This is a genomic window from Methylobacterium sp. J-059, assembly GCF_022829485.1.
In the GTDB taxonomy this organism is placed as follows: domain Bacteria; phylum Pseudomonadota; class Alphaproteobacteria; order Rhizobiales; family Beijerinckiaceae; genus Methylobacterium.
Genome location: NZ_JAKSYA010000160.1, coordinates 22,797 through 38,487, shown reverse-complemented (window position 1 = coordinate 38,487; position 15,691 = coordinate 22,797). Strand labels below are relative to the sequence as shown.

Annotated in this window: 15 protein-coding genes; 10 read left to right on the top strand and 5 right to left on the bottom strand. The window is 72.4% G+C overall.

The window, feature by feature from the left end; all coding sequences use genetic code 11:
- The first annotated feature begins 13 nt into the window (after positions 1-13).
- From MKK55_RS24770 to MKK55_RS24760, 3 genes are all read left to right on the top strand, one after another.
- Entirely contained in the window at positions 14-334 is a 321-nt protein-coding gene (locus MKK55_RS24770) for a helix-turn-helix transcriptional regulator (RefSeq protein ID WP_147729654.1), read from the top strand.
- Entirely contained in the window at positions 318-1,556 is a 1,239-nt protein-coding gene (locus MKK55_RS24765; protein ID WP_243938143.1) for a type II toxin-antitoxin system HipA family toxin, read from the top strand. The genes MKK55_RS24770 and MKK55_RS24765 overlap by 17 nt, the downstream gene beginning before the upstream one ends.
- Before the next feature lie 274 nt (positions 1,557-1,830).
- Entirely contained in the window at positions 1,831-3,813 is a 1,983-nt protein-coding gene (locus MKK55_RS24760; RefSeq protein ID WP_409566122.1) for a potassium transporter Kup, read from the top strand.
- A 16-nt stretch (positions 3,814-3,829) separates the two neighbouring features.
- On the opposite strand, the gene MKK55_RS24755 is transcribed toward MKK55_RS24760, so the two are convergent.
- Both MKK55_RS24755 and MKK55_RS24750 read right to left on the bottom strand, forming a co-directional pair.
- On the bottom strand, positions 3,830-4,543 hold the full coding sequence (locus MKK55_RS24755; RefSeq protein WP_147729183.1) for a response regulator: 714 nt from the start codon (positions 4,541-4,543) through the stop codon (positions 3,830-3,832).
- Positions 4,543-5,055, bottom strand: coding sequence for a MarR family winged helix-turn-helix transcriptional regulator (locus MKK55_RS24750; RefSeq protein ID WP_147859478.1), 513 nt, complete (start codon positions 5,053-5,055; stop codon positions 4,543-4,545). The genes MKK55_RS24755 and MKK55_RS24750 overlap by 1 nt, the downstream gene beginning before the upstream one ends.
- 250 nt (positions 5,056-5,305) lie before the next feature.
- Here MKK55_RS24750 and MKK55_RS24745 point away from each other — a divergent pair, with 250 nt between their 5' ends.
- From MKK55_RS24745 to MKK55_RS24735, 3 genes are all read left to right on the top strand, one after another.
- Positions 5,306-6,193, top strand: a complete 888-nt coding sequence (locus MKK55_RS24745) for a branched-chain amino acid aminotransferase (protein ID WP_147728600.1) — start codon at positions 5,306-5,308, stop codon at positions 6,191-6,193.
- 110 nt (positions 6,194-6,303) lie between these two features.
- Positions 6,304-6,588 (top strand): DUF3072 domain-containing protein, encoded by a 285-nt coding sequence (locus tag MKK55_RS24740; protein ID WP_243931820.1) that lies wholly within the window; start codon positions 6,304-6,306, stop codon positions 6,586-6,588.
- Positions 6,589-6,809: 221 nt separating this feature from the next.
- On the top strand, positions 6,810-7,019 hold the full coding sequence (locus MKK55_RS24735) for a Flp family type IVb pilin (protein ID WP_243938141.1): 210 nt from the start codon (positions 6,810-6,812) through the stop codon (positions 7,017-7,019).
- Between the two features lie 6 nt (positions 7,020-7,025).
- On the opposite strand, the gene MKK55_RS24730 is transcribed toward MKK55_RS24735, so the two are convergent.
- The 3 genes from MKK55_RS24730 to MKK55_RS24720 all read right to left on the bottom strand — a co-directional run bounded on the left by MKK55_RS24730 (position 7,026) and on the right by MKK55_RS24720 (position 11,595).
- A complete protein-coding gene (locus MKK55_RS24730) occupies positions 7,026-7,820 on the bottom strand; it encodes a DUF937 domain-containing protein (RefSeq protein ID WP_243938139.1) in 795 nt (264 codons plus the stop codon).
- 201 nt (positions 7,821-8,021) lie between these two features.
- A complete protein-coding gene (locus MKK55_RS24725; RefSeq protein WP_243931850.1) occupies positions 8,022-9,368 on the bottom strand; it encodes an MATE family efflux transporter in 1,347 nt (448 codons plus the stop codon).
- A 214-nt stretch (positions 9,369-9,582) separates the two neighbouring features.
- Entirely contained in the window at positions 9,583-11,595 is a 2,013-nt protein-coding gene (locus MKK55_RS24720; protein WP_147859476.1) for a monovalent cation:proton antiporter-2 (CPA2) family protein, read from the bottom strand.
- A 257-nt stretch (positions 11,596-11,852) separates the two neighbouring features.
- On the opposite strand from MKK55_RS24720, the gene MKK55_RS24715 reads away from it, so the two are divergent.
- The 4 genes from MKK55_RS24715 to ispH all read left to right on the top strand — a co-directional run bounded on the left by MKK55_RS24715 (position 11,853) and on the right by ispH (position 15,602).
- Positions 11,853-13,541: a methyl-accepting chemotaxis protein gene (locus MKK55_RS24715; protein WP_243938137.1), complete on the top strand. Its 1,689-nt coding sequence runs from the start codon at positions 11,853-11,855 to the stop codon at positions 13,539-13,541.
- Between the two features lie 211 nt (positions 13,542-13,752).
- On the top strand, positions 13,753-13,962 hold the full coding sequence (locus MKK55_RS24710) for a type II toxin-antitoxin system HicA family toxin (RefSeq protein WP_243938135.1): 210 nt from the start codon (positions 13,753-13,755) through the stop codon (positions 13,960-13,962).
- A gap of 56 nt (positions 13,963-14,018) precedes the next feature.
- Positions 14,019-14,426 (top strand): type II toxin-antitoxin system HicB family antitoxin, encoded by a 408-nt coding sequence (locus MKK55_RS24705; RefSeq protein WP_243938133.1) that lies wholly within the window; start codon positions 14,019-14,021, stop codon positions 14,424-14,426.
- Between the two features lie 165 nt (positions 14,427-14,591).
- Positions 14,592-15,602: a 4-hydroxy-3-methylbut-2-enyl diphosphate reductase gene (gene ispH, locus MKK55_RS24700; protein ID WP_243931827.1), complete on the top strand. Its 1,011-nt coding sequence runs from the start codon at positions 14,592-14,594 to the stop codon at positions 15,600-15,602.
- Positions 15,603-15,691: the final 89 nt, after the last annotated feature.

The window sequence follows — 15,691 nt, the reverse complement described above, 5'->3', positions numbered from 1 at the left end:
TGGAGTTCTAGCCATGCGCACGACCACGGTCCTGTCGAGCGACGAACTGGCGAGCCTCGCGAGGCTCGGCCAGACCATCCGGCTCGCACGGCTGCGCCGAAACCTCACCCAGGCCGCGTTCGCCGAGCGCATGGGGGTCGGCCGCCCATCCGTGGTCGCGATCGAGAACGGGCGTCCGGGCGTGGCGGTCGGCATCCTGCTCAAGGCGCTGACCGTCCTCGGCTATACCGAACGCCTCGGGGAGATCGTCGCCGCCGATCCGATCGGCGACGACATGGACGCCGTGCTCGGCCGCCGGCGATCGAGGAGGTCTGCCCATGTGGCGGATTTCTGAATCCGGCCGCCTCGACGAGCTCGTCGTCTTCCGATGGGATGCGGCGCGCTACGTCCCCGTCGGCTCGCTCCGCTTCGAAGGGGGCGACAGGCGGATCGGCCGCTTCGTCTACGCCAAGTCCGTCCTTCGCTCCGGGACCCCGAGGCCGATCGATCCGATCGGGCTTCCGATCAGCGGCCGGTCGAGGTCGGCTCATCCCGACGAAGTCCACCTCGCCTTTCACGATGCCGGGCCCGACGGCTGGGGCAAGGGCATCCTCGATCGGGCCTTCCCGCATCGACGCCTCGGGATGGCCGAGTATCTTGCCCTGGGCGGAACCACGCGAACGGGGGACCTCGCCTTCGGCCCGACCCCGGACGGTCCCCGGACCTGGGTTCCGGACGAAGCCCCGCTCCTGCACCTGCCCGCCGCGGAGGACGACGTCGCGGCGCTGCTGGCGGCGGCCAAGGCGATCGAGGACGGCCGCAGCGCCTCGCATCACCTGCAGGTGCTCCTCCGCAACAGCGCCGACGTCGGGGGCGCCCGCCCCAAGGCGCGGCTGCGGCACCGCGGGCGCCAGTGGATCGCGAAGTTTCCCGCCTGGGGCGACAGGTTCGACGATCCGCGCGCGGAGGCGGTCTGCCTCGACGTCGCCGAGGCGGCCGGCCTGTCGGTCCCGGCTCGCGAGCTTCTCGATATCGGCGGTCGAAGCGCGCTTCTCGTCGAACGGTTCGACCGCACCTCGGAAGGCGAGCCGATCGCCTATCTGAGTGCGGCCACGCTGCTCAAGGAGCCGAGCTTCGGCTACGGCACCCGGAAGACCTACGTCGACATCGCGGCGGTCGCGGAGTCGATCGGCGTCGCGAACGCGTTTCCGGAGATGTTCCGGCGGCTCCTGGTGAACGCGTGCCTCCACATCACCGACGACCACCTGCGCACCCACGCGTTCCTCGGTGCGGGCGACGGGTGGCGGCTGTCGCCGGTCTTCGACATCGCACCGCATCCGGGCGTGATGCGGCATGTCTGCGCGCCGGCGCCGGGCCTTGGTCCCGAATGGGATGCCGAACGGGCGTTCGCGTCCCATCCGCGGTTCAAGCTGTCCCGCATCGCGGCCGACAGCATTCGCGAGGCGGTCCAGGCGGCGATGCGGCGCGTGCCGGAGTTCATGGCGGCGCGTGGGATGCCGGCCGGGGACCGGACGATGCTCGCCGCGAGTTTCGCCCCGGCCGCACGCGCGTCCTGAAATCGTGCCGGCCCCGGCCGCACGCGGGGCGCAGCCGAACCGGCTGGGAGCAGATCCCGTCGGTGCAGGTCACGTCGAGGCAGGCCACGTCGGGGCGGGTCACGTCGGGGCGGTCGACGGATCGGATCCCGTCTCTCCGCGATTCCGGGCCGTCCCGACTTGTGCAACCCGGACACATCGCCGTGTTCCCACAGCATTCGCCCGCACCGGCATCTTGAACGGCCGCGCGGATGCAGGCAGCCTCGCGCCGATCTTCGATCCGAGGGGCGTGTCCGTGAGCCGAGCCGTCAGCCCTTCGCAGGAGCGTGCGCTCCCGGTCGCCCCGGTGGCGCGAAAGCCCGGGGCGGTGCGGCACGCGGCCGGGCCGTCGCTGACGCTCGGGGCGCTCGGGGTCGTCTACGGCGACATCGGCACCAGCCCGCTCTACGCCTTCAAGGAGGCGGTGAAGGCCGGCATCTCCGGCGGGGCGCCGGTCGCGGCGGCGGCCACCGGCGCGGTCTCGCTGATCCTGTGGGCGCTGATCCTGATCGTCTCGCTGAAATACGCGGTGCTGATCCTGCGCGCCGACAACCGCGGCGAGGGCGGCATCGTCGCGATGCTGGCGCTGCTCGGCGCCCGCCACGCCAAGGCCGGCACCTGGCAGGCGCTGCTGCTGGTGGTCGGGCTCGTCGGCGCGGCGCTTCTCTACGGCGACGGCGCGATCACCCCGGCGATCTCGGTGCTGTCGGCGATCGAGGGGCTGAAGGTCGACGCGCCGGTGCTGAGCCCCTTCGTCGTCCCGCTGACGATCCTGATCCTGATCGGGCTGTTCCTGGTCCAGCGGCAGGGCGTGGCGGTGATCGGCCGGGTGTTCGGCCCGGTGATGCTGGTGTGGTTCTCCGTCCTGGTGCTGCTGGCGATCCCGAGCATCTGGCACGCGCCGCAGATCCTGGCGGCGGTCAACCCGTGGCGGGCGGTCGACTTCCTGGTCCATGCCGGCTGGCACGTCTCGTTCCTGATGCTCGGCGCGGCCTTCCTCGCGGTCACCGGCGGCGAGGCGATGTATGCCGATCTCGGGCATTTCGGGGCGCCGGCGATCCGCACCGCGTGGTTCGGCCTCGTGCTGCCGGCGCTGCTGATCCACTATTGCGGGCAGGGCGCGCTGCTCATCGCCGAGCCGGACGCGATCGAGAACCCGTTCTACCGGCTCGCGCCGGACTGGGCGCACTATCCCCTCGTGGCGCTCGCCACCATGGCCACCGTCATCGCCTCGCAGGCGGTGATCTCGGGGGTGTATTCCCTGACGCAGCAGGCGATCCAGCTCGGCTTCATGCCGGCGATGCGGGTGGTCCACACCGACAAGCACGAGCGCGGGCAGATCTACGTGCCGGCGGTGAACTGGCTCTTGGCGCTCGCCACCCTCGTCGCAGTGGTGCTGTTCGGCTCCTCCGATGCGCTGGCCGGCGCCTACGGCATCGCCGTCTCGGCGCTGATGGGCATCACCACGCTGCTCGCCGCGCTGATCGCGCTGCGCTGGGGCTACGGCCTCGCCGCGGTGCTCGCGGTCAACGGCTTCTTCCTCGCCATCGACCTGGTGTTCCTGGCGGCCAACAGCGCGAAGCTCCTCGAGGGCGGTTGGTTCCCGCTGGTGCTGGCCTTCTCGGTCGCCTTCCTGATGCTGACCTGGATGAAGGGCAACCGGGTACTGGAGGCGGTGCGCGAGCCGCTGCGGCAGAAGGAGGACGCCTTCCTCGCCCGCCTCGCCTCGCACCCGCCGGTGACGCTGCCCGGCACCGCCGCCTTCCTCTCGGCGGCGAGCGAGGGCATCCCGATGGCGCTCGGGCGCCTGGTCGAGCGCAGCCGCTGCCTGCACGAGCGCATCCTCCTGATCACCGTGATCTACGAGGAGGAGCCGATCGTGCCGGCGTCGCAGCGCGCGGAGGTGACGCTCGTGGCTTCGGGCATCCGCAAGGCGATCTCGAAATACACGCCCGGGATGGAGCGCGTGGTGCTGCATTACGGCTTCATGCAGACGGCCTCGATTCCCGAAGGGCTGCAATGCGCGGTGGCGAGCGGCCTGCTGCCGGCGGAGTTCGTGGAGGACATCACCTACTTCGTCGGCCACGAGGCCATCATCCCGTCGCCGACCAACCCCGGCATGCACAGCTGGCGCGAGGGCCTCTACGCCTTCATGAAGCGCAACGCCGAGCGCACCGGCGCCCATTTCGGGCTGCCGACGCGGCAGGTGGTGGAGGTGGGGACCGAGATCGAGATCTGAGGGGCGCCATCGCCCCTCAATCCACCGCGAGCCGGTACCCCACCCCGCGCACGGTCTGCAGGAAGGTCGGGTTGGCCGGGTCGACCTCGGTCTTGCGGCGCAGGCGGTTGATCTGCACGTCGATGGTGCGCTCGGCGGCGAGGCCCCCGCCTCCGGCCAGCACCTCGCGCTCGACGTTGGCGCCGTGGGCGCCGGCCAGGATCGTCAGGATCTCGCGCTCGCGCTCGGTGATGCGGATCATCTCGTCCTCGCGGCGCAGCTCCCCGCGCTCGATCCGGTAGGAGAACGGCCCGAAGGTCACCACGTCGCCGGTGCCGGTGTCGCGGCGCGGGCCCGACGCCCGGTTGATGATGTTGGTGAGCCGGAGCGTCAGCTCGCGCGGCTCGAACGGCTTCGGCAGGTAGTCGTCGGCGCCGATCTCGAGGCCCATCACCCGGTCGTTCGGGTTGGAGCGGGCGGTGAGCATCAGGATCGGCACGCGCGAGGTCTCGCGCACGCTGCGCGCATAGGCGAAGCCGTCCTCGCCCGGCATCATCACGTCGAGCACCATCGCGTCGAAGACCAGGCTCTGCGCCTTGGCCCGCGCCTCGGCCGCGCTCGCGGCGGCGGTGACGCGGAACCCCTGCTCGGCGAGGTAGCGGGCGAGCAGCTCGCGCAGGCGCCGGTCGTCGTCGACCACGAGGACGTGCGGCGCCCCGTCGGAGAGCTCGGTGCGGGCATGGGCGGCCATCAGGCGGCCCCGCCGCCGCGGCGGGCCATCAGGCGGCGCACCACCGCGCGCTCGTCGGGCTCGATCATCGCCATCAGGAAGCTCTCGGGGGCGGCCGCATCCTCCGGCGAGGCCAGCGCGCGGGCCAGCCGCCGCGCCTGCACGCGGGTGAGGTCGGCGGCCAGCGCCGCGCCGCTCGGCGTGCAGGTGAGCAGGCGCTGGCGCCGGTCCTGGGTGCCGGGCCGCTGGGCGATGTAGCCCTGGCCGATCAGGTCCTTCAGCACCCGGTTGAGGCTCTGCTTGGTGATGCGCAGGATGTCGAGCAATTCGGCGATGGTCAGGCCGGGATAGCGGTCGACGAAGTGCAGCACCCGGTGGTGCGCCCGGCCGAAGCCGTACTCGGCCAGGATCCGGTCCGGATCGCCGACGAAGTCGCGATAGGCGAAGAACAGGAGCTCGATCAGGTCGTCGCTGCTGCAGGCGGCGGCCGGCTCGGCGGCGTCCTTGCGTTCGCGGAGGGCGGGAGATGTCACGTGCGGCCCGGGTCCGGTTGCGGCGCGAAGGGCGGGAGAGGAGACGAACGTCGGCGCGAAGGACGTCGGAGCGGAGAGGATGGGAAGGAGGAGCGCGCGCGCGATATACGTCAGTGTCGTTGACATATTCCAGGCCGGTTGGTACCCGTCAACCCCGCCGGCGCCGCCCGCATGCGCGCCCATCGACATCGTCCCCGCCGAAGGGCCCGCAGGTTGCGCGGGCCGCGACGATTTCCAGGAAGACGTTCCCATGTCCGTGATCCCGTTCGACGAGCGCGAGGGCACCATCTGGTTCGACGGCGCCATGGTGCCGTGGCGGGACGCCAAGATCCACGTGCTGAGCCACGGGCTGCATTACGGCTCGTCGGTGTTCGAGGGCGAGCGCGCCTATGGCGGGGTGATCTTCAAGAGCCTCGCCCATGCCGAGCGCCTGCGCCGCTCCGCCGAGCTGCTCGACTTCGCGGTGCCGTATTCGGCCGCCGAGATCGTCGCGGCCAAGGAGGCCGTGCTCAAGGTCAGCGGCCTGCAGGACGCGTATCTCCGCCCGGTCGCCTGGCGCGGCTCGGAGATGATGGGCGTCTCGGCCCAGGGCAACACCATCCACCTGGCGATCGCCGCCTGGGAATGGCCGAGCTACTTCGACGCCGCCACCAAGATGAAGGGCATCCGCCTCGACATCGCCGAGTATCGCCGGCCCGATCCCCGCACCGCCCCCTGCGCCTCGAAGGCGGCGGGCCTGTACATGATCTGCACGATCTCCAAGCACCGGGCCGAGAACAAGGGCTATGCCGACGCGCTGATGCTCGACTTCGAGGACAACGTCGCCGAGTGCACCGGCGCCAACGTGTTCTTCATCCGCGACGGGGCGATCCACACCCCCACCGCCGACCGCTTCCTCAACGGCATCACCCGGCAGACGGTGATCGAGCTGGCCCGCCGCCGCGGCCTCGCGGTCACCGAGCGCCGCATCCGCCCCGAGGAGATGGCCGACTTCTCGGAATGCTTCATCACCGGCTCGGCCGCCGAGGTCACCCCGGTCTCCGAGATCGGGCCCTACCGGTTCGCGCCGGGCGCGATCACCCGCACGCTGATGGACGACTACCTCGCCGAGGTGCAGCCGCAGGCGCGCGCAGCCTGAAGGTTCGCGCGGCCTGGGGCGTCTTATCCCCCGCCGGTTCCGGCCGGCGGGGAACCTCGGGGATGCGGGCCGCGTTCTGACGGAACATTCCATGAACGCGTGAGTGCCCGATGACCAAGGCCGCTGCCAAGACCACGGCGAAGTCCGATTCGAAGTCCGACACGAAGTCCGCTTCGAACGAGAACCCGAAGACCGACCCGAAGGACGTGTCGAACCAGATCAAGGATCCCGACCAGTGGACCACGGGCGGCGAGCCGATGACCGGTGCGCAGGCCTCCTATCTCAAGACCCTGTCGGAGGAGACCAAGGAGCCCGAGGCGTTCGATCCCGACATCGACAAGGCCGAGGCCTCCAAGCGCATCGACGCCCTGCGCAAGGAAGCCGGCCACGGCTGAGCGGAGCGAAGGCGCCCGCGGGGCCCGCTCCCGACGGGTCGCCCGAGCGCCCATCCCCTCTCGCCGCAAGCGGGGGAGGGGACCCGCAAAACGGCCGGTCGCACGGATCCTGCTTCGGCGGATGCCGCGACGGTCGCCCGTCGCCGATCGAGTTAAAACATCCTCAAGGTCGCGCGGGTAGGGTCGCCGTGTGCCGGTTCGGCCGAGGAAGGCGATCATCGATGTCGAGGACGGTCGTCGAACTGTCGAAAGGGGCCGGAGCCGTGCCGCCGAAGCGCCGCTTCGCCGCCGACGCGCGCGGCGCGACGAGCATCGAGTACGCCCTGATCTCGGGGCTGGTCTTCCTGGCCATCGTCGGCAGCCTGCGCCTCTACGCGTCCAAGGTCAGCACCGTCTACCAGACCATCGGAAACGCGGTCAGCCAGAACTGACCAACCTCAGCGCGTCCCCGGCCGACCCTTGCGCGACCGGTGCGACGCGTCCGGCTCCGAGGCGGGGTCGGCGTTCGGCGTCGTGCCCGAGGGCTTGGCCGCGGCCGCCTTGGCGGGGTCGGCCTCGGCCCAGAACGCCTCGAACAGGCCCTGCATCGCCTTGACGTTCTGTTCCTGAACCTCGGCGCCGGTCTTCAGCATCTGCTGGAACATGCCGCCGGCGGCATCGGGTTCCGGCTTCGGTGCGGGCTTCGAGACCTGGGGCTTCGAGACCGGGGGCCTGGCGGCCTGCTTCTGCGCCTCCGGCGCGGCCTGCGCCGGGACGAACGCCTTCATCATCTCGGCCCAGCCCGGCGCGACCGCGAACGGCGAGGGCGCCGGGGCGGGCGCCGGCTTGGCCTCCGGAGCCTGCTGGTTCAGCAGCATGTGGACGATGCTCGCGACCACCGCGCCGGCCATCATCGGCAGCATCTGGCGCAGCACCTGCGAGCCGACGCCGCTGGCCGAGGAGGCCTGCTGCAGGATCGCCTGGGTGAGGGCCGGCGAGCCGAAAATCTGCCCGAGCATGGTCTCGGCCGGGCTGGGTGCCGGGCTCGCGGCGGGGCGGGCGCCGGCCAGCCCGAACATCTGCGACAGGCCGGTCGGGTCGGGGACGGCGCTGCGCTGCAGCCCGAGCGCGAAGGCCGGCATCAGGGCCTCCATCGCCCGGCGCGTCTGCTCGGGGGTGAGGCCGAACTGCTGGGCCACACTCTGCATCCCGGCGCCGTTCTGGGCCTGAAGCATGTCGAGCGGGTTGAACATCACGCGGCCTTGGTCTGTTCGCCGCGCGGAAAACCGCATCGCGGGCCGCGCGTTCCAAGTCTAGACCCTTATCGACGCCGCTGGCCAGTTGCCGGCCAACGTTCGGGCGCGTCCCGGCGCGATCGGTGCCGCGCATCCACCGGGGATCGCGTCCCGGCCGGGATGCCGGGGACGTCGCGCCTGCCGACGCGACGCGGCGCGCTACACCAGCGCGCCGCCATGGGCCGGGCCGGCGGCGACGCTCGCCTCGGGATCGGGCGCGCGCGCCGGCACCACGACGTCGCGCTCGAGCAGCGTGACCGTGCGGGCGGCCATCAGGATGCCGGCCAGCCCGAAGGCGAGCGAGCCGATGCCGACGCCGGCGAGAACCCCGCGCGGCCCGTACAGGGCGGCGCCCGCGAGCGCCGGCGGCATCGTGCCCAGCGTCGCCCGGCCCCAGTTGAGCAGGGTCGAGCGGAACGGGAAGCCGAGGTTGTTGAACGCGGCGTTGGCCAGGAACAGCAGGCCGTTGAAGAACCACACCCCGCCGCTGACGAGGCAGAAGAAGCCGAACAGGTCGGCGGCGACCCCGTCGAGCGCGAACAGCCGCATCAGCGGGCCGCGGGCAAGCACCAGGGCGGCCCACACCACCGCCACGTAGAGGAAGGTCACGAGCGCGCCGTCGCGGAGCACGCCGCGCATCCGGTCGAAGCGGCGGGCGCCCCAGTTCTGGCCGAGGATCGGGCCGATCGAGCCCGACAGGGCGAACAGCCCGCCGAAGGCCACCGGGGTGAGCCGGTCGATCACCACGTTGGCCGCCACCGCCACCGCGCCGTAGCGGGCCAGCACGTGGGCGAGGAAGGCGCTCGCCACCGACGGCGCGAGGTTGGTGAGCACCGCCGGCAGCGCGATCCGGAACACCAGCGGCGCGTCGGCGACCGTCGCCGCGAGGCTCGCGGGCGCCAGCATCCGGTGCTGGCGCACCCCGTGCCAGCCGATCAGCGCGAAGGTGGCGCGCGCCACGCAGGTGGTGATCGCCGCCCCGTCGACCCCGAGCCCGGCCCCGAAGATCAGCAGCGGATCGAGCCCCACCGTCACCAGCGCGCCGCCGAGCGTCACGAACATCGCCTGGCGCGCGGCGCCGACCGCGCGCAGCAGCCCGGAGAACATCATCCCCGGACCCATCAGCACGTTCGAGGGCAGGGCGATCCAGAGGAAGCGCTCGGCCACGGTCAGCGTCTCGCCCTCCGCGCCGATCGCCCGCAGCAGCGGGTCGGACAGCGGCAGCAGCAGCGCCACGAGGAGGGCGGAGGCGGCGAGCCCGAGCAGCGTCGACGAGGTCGCGATCCGCCGCGCGCCGTCCCGGTCGCCGGCGCCGATCGCGCGGCTGACTAGGGCGCCGGCGGCGATCATCAGGCCGATGTTGATGGCGATGGCGAAGAACTGGACGATCGCGGCGAAGCCGACCGCGGCGGTGAGGTCGGTGTCGCCGAGCTTCGACACGTAGAGCAGCGACAGCAGGTCGACGACGAACACCGCCATCAGGCCGATCGAGCCGGTGGCGCTCATCACCACCACGTGGCGCAGGATCGAGCCGGTGACGAAGCGGCCGGCATCGGGTGGCACGGTCTTCCCTCCCCCCGAAGCGGGGGAGGGAGGGTCTCGCGTCGGCGAGGGCCGTGAGAGGGGAGCGCCGTCTCCGGACGACGCGCTCCGCTCTCTCCCCCTGCTGCGGGGGGGACCCTTCCCCGCTTCAGGGGGAGGGGGAAGGGCGGCGTCCGCCTCACCGCTCACCGCTCTGGACCTCCATCGCCGGCGTGCGGATCGCGCGCGCAGCCTGGGCGTCCGCCTCCGCCTGCGCCGCGGCCTCGGCCTCGCGCTCGGCCTCGCGCTCGGCGGTGTCGACCGGCGGCCGGTCGAGCATGCGGCCGGCGGCCTCGCGGCGGTCGTTGCCGATGATGTCGCGGGTCTCGGCCGAGAGCGCGCGGGCCGGGCGCTGCGGGGCGGTGAGCGGCTCCGGCTTCATCTCGGGCACGCCGATGCCGCGCAGCCAGCCGCCGCCCTCGGGGAGCGCCCCGGCCTGCTGCAGCACGAGGCGGGCGACGTCGCGCTTGCGCACGTCCTCGACCCGCGCGGCGGCGGCGTCGGCGGACAGCCCGAGGCCCTCCAGCGTCGCACGGCCGAACACCAGGGCGGATTCGGCGGTCTCGCGGATGTGGAAGTCGACGTCGCGGTTCATCAGCTCGACGGCGTGCATCCGGTCGTAGGCCCGGACGTAGGTGCGGACCGACTCGAACTCCTCGTGGACGATGTCGACGATCTTCAGCGCCGCCTCGGCGTCGTCGATGCACAGGCACACCAGGTCGACCCGGCCGATGCCGGCGGCGCGCAGCACGTCGAGGCGGGTGCCGTCGCCGTAGTAGATCCGGAAGCCGAAGCGCGAGGCCGAGCGGATCTGCTCGACGTCCTTGTCGATCACCGTGACGCCGATGCCCTCGGCGAGCAGCACCTGCGTCAGGATCTGCCCGAACCGGCCGAAGCCGATCACCAGGACGCGGGCCTCGGCGCTCTCGACCACGTCGGTGGCCGGCAGCGCCTCGCCGCCGCGGCGGGCGCGGGCGAGGTCGAGCGCCTTGTCGAGGCCCTTGGCCGCCACCGGGCCGATCAGCATGGTGAGGGCGGCGAGCGCCACCGCGAAGCGCGTGGCGGTGGCGTCGGTCAAGCCCAGCGAGCCGGCGAGCGGCAGCAGCACGAAGGCGAACTCGCCGGCCGGCGCCAGGATCGCGGCGCCGCGCACCGCGTCGAGCCAGGTCGAGCCGAACAGGCGGAACAGCCCGGCCACCAGCGCGACCTTGACCAGGATCGCCGCGAAGGTCGCCCCGAACAGCAGCGGCCAGACCGCGCGCACCAGCCCGCCGTCGATCGACATGCCGACGCTCATGAAGAACAGGCCGAGCAGCATGCCGCGGAACGGCTCGATGTCGGCCTCGAGCTGGTGGCGGAAGTTCGATTCCGACAGCAGGATGCCGGCCAGGAACGCGCCCATCGCCATCGACAGGCCGACCTCGGCCATCAGCAGCGCGGTGCCGAGCACCACCAGGAGGGCCGCCGCCGTCATCACCTCGCGGGCGCCGCTCGCGGCGAGCAGGCGGAAGAAGCGGTTCAGGCCGTAGCGGCCGACGAGCACCACGGCGACGATCGCCGCCAGCGCCTTGCCGGTGGAGAGCGCCGCGTCCCCGAGCCAGGGCGCGCCGCTGCCGCCGCCGGCCGATGCCAGGAGCGGCATCAGCGCCAGGATGCCGACGACGGCGATGTCCTGGAACAGCAGCACCGCGAAGGCGCGGCTGCCGTAGGCGGTGCCGAGGTCGCCGCGCTCCTCCAGGAGCTGCAGCGCCACCGCGGTGGCCGAGAGCGCCAGCGTGATGCCGATGATGCCGCTGGCGCTGGGCGCCGCGCCGAGCAGCACGCCGAGGCCCCCGAGCACGATCGCGCAGACGACGAGCTGCGCCGTGCCGAGCCCGAAGATGTCGCGGCGCATCGAGACGAGCTGCGACAGGTGCAATTCGAGCCCGACGATGAACAGCAGCAGCACCACGCCGATCTCGGCGACGCTCGCCGCCGTCTCGGGCTCGGCGATCAGCGACAGGCCGGACGGGCCGATCAGCACCCCGGCGACGAGGTAGCCCAGCACCGCGCTCTGCCCGAGCAGCCGGAAGATCGGCACGCCGATCACCGCCGCCGACAGGAACGTCAGCACCGGCGGCAGGAAGCTCGCATGTTCGGCCGGGCTCGCCATGAAGCGCCTGATCGCGAGGACGGGACGTCCTGCCCTTACCGCGGACGGCGCGGAGGCGCGAGGGCCTTGCGGGTGCCGTTCGTCACCCGGCCGGCGCGCGGGCCCGCCGGAACGGCCGGCGCGGAACGCCGTCCCCCGGGCGTCGGGCACGGATCGGGGTTGCGCTTTTGTATTCCTTAACGCGGGCCACCTATACTTTATTGCGAGCAAATGTTCGGGCGCCGAAGCCCATGATGACTTTATTCCCGGAGTCGCGCGTGTCCCTGAGAAATGTTTCGATCCGCACGCGGCTCGTCGCCGCCTTCGCGACGCTGACCCTGTTCGTGCTCGGGCTCGGGCTCGCCGGCCTGTCCGGCATCGCGACGGTCGAGGAACGGCTGGTCGACGTGCAGACGCGGTGGCTGCCGAACGTCCGCGACGCCGGCGCCCTCGACGCGCTGACCGGGCGGTACACCACCAGCCTGCTGCGGCACATGCTCACCACCGAGCCGAAGGCGCTGGCCGCCATCGAGGGCGACATCGCCCAGCGCGGCCAGGCGATCGAGACCGGGATGGCCGCCTACGCGCGCGGCATCGCGCAGCCCGAGGAGCGGGCGCTGTACGAGAGCTTCCTGCGCGAGTGGGGCGCCTTCACCGCCACCGAGGCGCCGATCCTCGCCCATTCCCGCGCCGGCGAGAAGGCCGAGGCGCTGCTCGCCTACCAGAGCAAGGGGATCGGCGCGCGCCGCAACGCCTCGATCGCCCTGGAGAGGATCATCGCCCTCAACACGGAGGGCGCCGCGCGCGCGGAAGCGTCCGCCGCGGCATCCGTCGCGCGCACCCGGTTCTGGATGGTCGCGGCCCTCGGGACGGCCCTGGCCCTGGCGGTCGCGATGGCCGTGCTGCTGATCGCCGGCATCGGCCGCGGGATCGACCGCGTCGTCCGGCCGATGCAGGCCCTGGCCGAGGGCGACCTCGAGACCGCGATCCCGCTCCAGGGCACGCGCACCGAGATGGGCCGCATCGCCGACGCGGTGCAGGTGTTCAAGGCTGCGCTGCTGCGCATGCGGGCGCTGGAGAGCGAGACCGCCCTGGCGCGGGCCGGCGCGGAGGCGCAGCGCAAGGCCGCGATGCGGCAGATGGCCGACACCTTCGAGCGCTCGGTCGGCGGCATTGTCGCGACGGTGACCGCGGCGGCGACCGAGCTGCAGGCGACGGCGCAGAGCATGACGGCGACCGCGACGCAGACGGCATCGCAGTCGACGACGGTGGCGATGGCCGCCGAGGAGGCGGCCTCGAACGTCAGCACGGTGGCGGCGGCGGCCGAGGAGCTCGGCTCGTCGGTGCTGGAGATCGGGCGGCAGGTCGGCGGCTCCTCGGCGCTGGCGCAGGGGGCGGTGGCCGAGGCGGCGCAGACGGCGGCCGTGGTGCAGGACCTGAGCGAGGCGGCGGCCCGGATCGGCGACGTGGTGGCGATGATCTCGTCGATCGCCGGGCAGACCAACCTGCTCGCCCTGAACGCCACGATCGAGGCGGCGCGCGCCGGCGAGGCCGGACGCGGCTTCGCGGTGGTGGCGGCCGAGGTGAAGGAGCTCGCCGCGCAGACGGCGCGGGCCACCGGCGAGATCGGCAGCCAGATCGGGCGGATCCAGGACTCGACCCGCCAGGCGGTCGCGGCGATCGACGCGATCGCGGGACGGATCCGGGAGATCTCCGGGGTGTCGGCCTCGATCGCGGCGGCGGTGGAGGAGCAGGGCGCGGCGACCCAGGAGATCGTGCGCAACGTCGGCGAGGCGGCCTCCGGGACGGGGGCGGTGACGGCCAACATCGGCGGGCTCGCGGCGGCGGCCGACGAGACCGGCGCCGCGGCCTCGCAGGTGCTGACCTCCGCCACCGAGCTGTCGCGCCAGTCCGAGCACCTCAACGCCGAGATGAGCCGCATGCTGGCTTCGCTCCGCGCCGCCTGAGGCGGGGCCGGAGGGGGCGGCGGTCGCGTCCCGGTTGCGGGACGCGCGGTCACGAAGGTCGGACGGCAGGCGCGCGCTGCCGATCGCGCCGTCCGCACGCGCGCTTGCCATACACAAGCTTGCGCAACGACGGGCGACGCTTATAATCCGGCTTGCAGGCCCGCGGATCGACCGCGCTGCGGCCGCAGCGAGCGACCCGGACGGGATCGCCATGCCGCCTCGCGTCCGCCTCTCCAAGACCCGCGACCTGCTGGCCGCCCTCGAAGCCGACGGATGGGGGATCGCGCGGAAGGGCCCGGGCGATCATGTCCAGCTCAAGCATCCGACCAGGCCGGGACGGGTGACGGTGGATGCCGGTCGGCGCGAGCAGGCGATCGGCCCGCTGCGAAGCGTGTATCGGCAAGCCGGGTGGGCGTGGTGACGCCTCCGCCCTTCGAGGATGAGGCCGGATCGTCGGTCCGACGGGAAGCACCGCCCATGGCCCGTGTCGTCATGCTGATCCACGGCGAGGCCGGAAACTACGGCGCCTCGTTCCCCGATTTCCCCGGCGCCACCACCGGCGCGGACGACCTCGACACGCTCTACGTGAAGGCGGCCGAGATGCTGGCCTTCCATGTCGGCGGCCTGGTCGAGGATGGCGAGCCGATCCCCGGCATCCGCTCGCTCGACGCGCTGCGCCGCGATCGCGTGTTCCGCGAGGACAGCGCCGATGCGATCGTCGCCCTCATCGACGTCGACCTCCCCGGGCGCGCCGTGCGGGTGAACATCTCGGTCGAGGAGAATCTGCTGAAGCGGATCGATCGCGCGGCCGCCTCGGCCGGCGAGACCCGATCCGGCTTTCTCGCCTCGGCCGCCAAGGCGCGGCTCGTCGGCGCCGGGACCTGAACCCCGACGCGAACCGCGCAGCGCCCCCGAATCCCCCCCCTTCGACGAACGCCGGCTCCGGGGGTCACCCGCGCCGGCAAACGTGCTATAGCGCGTGCCCACGCGGCGGGTTTGCCGCGGCCGCCCGGTTGACAGGGCGGGCCCCTCCTCGCCACATCCCGGATCATGAGCGCCATCACGAATCTCGACACCGCCTCGGACGGGGCCACCGCAACGGCCGCAAAGCCGCCGCTGGAGATCCTGCTCGCGGCCCCCCGCGGCTTCTGCGCCGGCGTGGTGCGGGCGATCGACGTGGTCGAGCGCGCGCTCGCGATCTACGGGCCGCCGGTCTACGTCCGCCACGAGATCGTGCACAACAAGTACGTGGTCGAGAGCCTGAAGCGCAAAGGCGCGGTGTTCGTGCGCGAGCTCGACGAGGTCCCTGACGGCGAGGCGCCGGTGATCTTCTCCGCCCACGGCGTGGCCAAGACCGTGCCGGCCAACGCCGACACCCGCGGCCTGATCACCATCGACGCCACCTGCCCGCTGGTGACCAAGGTCCACCGCGAGGCCGAGATCCACCACAAGCGCGGCCGCCACGTGCTCCTCGTCGGCCATTCCGGCCACCCGGAGGTCGTCGGCACCATGGGCCAGCTGCCCAAGGGCTCGATCACCCTGGTCGAGGACCTCGAGCAGATCGCCGCGCTCGAGCCCGAGAACCCGAACAACCTCGCCTGGGTCACCCAGACGACGCTGTCGGTCGACGACACCCTGCACATCGTCGCCGCCCTGAAGGCGAAGTTCCCGACCATCACCGGGCCGCACAAGGACGACATCTGCTACGCCACCACCAACCGCCAGGAGGCGGTGAAGCAGATCGCGCCGCTGGTCGACGCGCTGATCGTCGTCGGCTCCTCGAACTCCTCGAACTCGCAGCGCCTGCGCGAGGTCGCCGAGCGCGTCGGCTGCCCGATCACCCGCCTCGTGCTCCGCGCCGAGGAGATCGACTGGCCCGCCTTCGAGGGCATCACCAAGCTCGGCCTCACCGCCGGCGCCTCGGCCCCCGAGGTGCTGGTCGAGGAGATCATCGACGCCTTCGCCGCCCGCTACACGGTGACGGTCGACACGGTGCAGACCGTGGTCGAGGACATGGTCTTCCCGCTGCCGCGCGAGCTGCGCAGCGAAGCCGCCGAGTAGGTTCTCTGCGACTTTGGGCGGCGGGTGCCATCGCCCGCCCGTCTCGCCGGCTCGGGCCGGCGGGGAACATCGTCGCGTGCCGATTGATC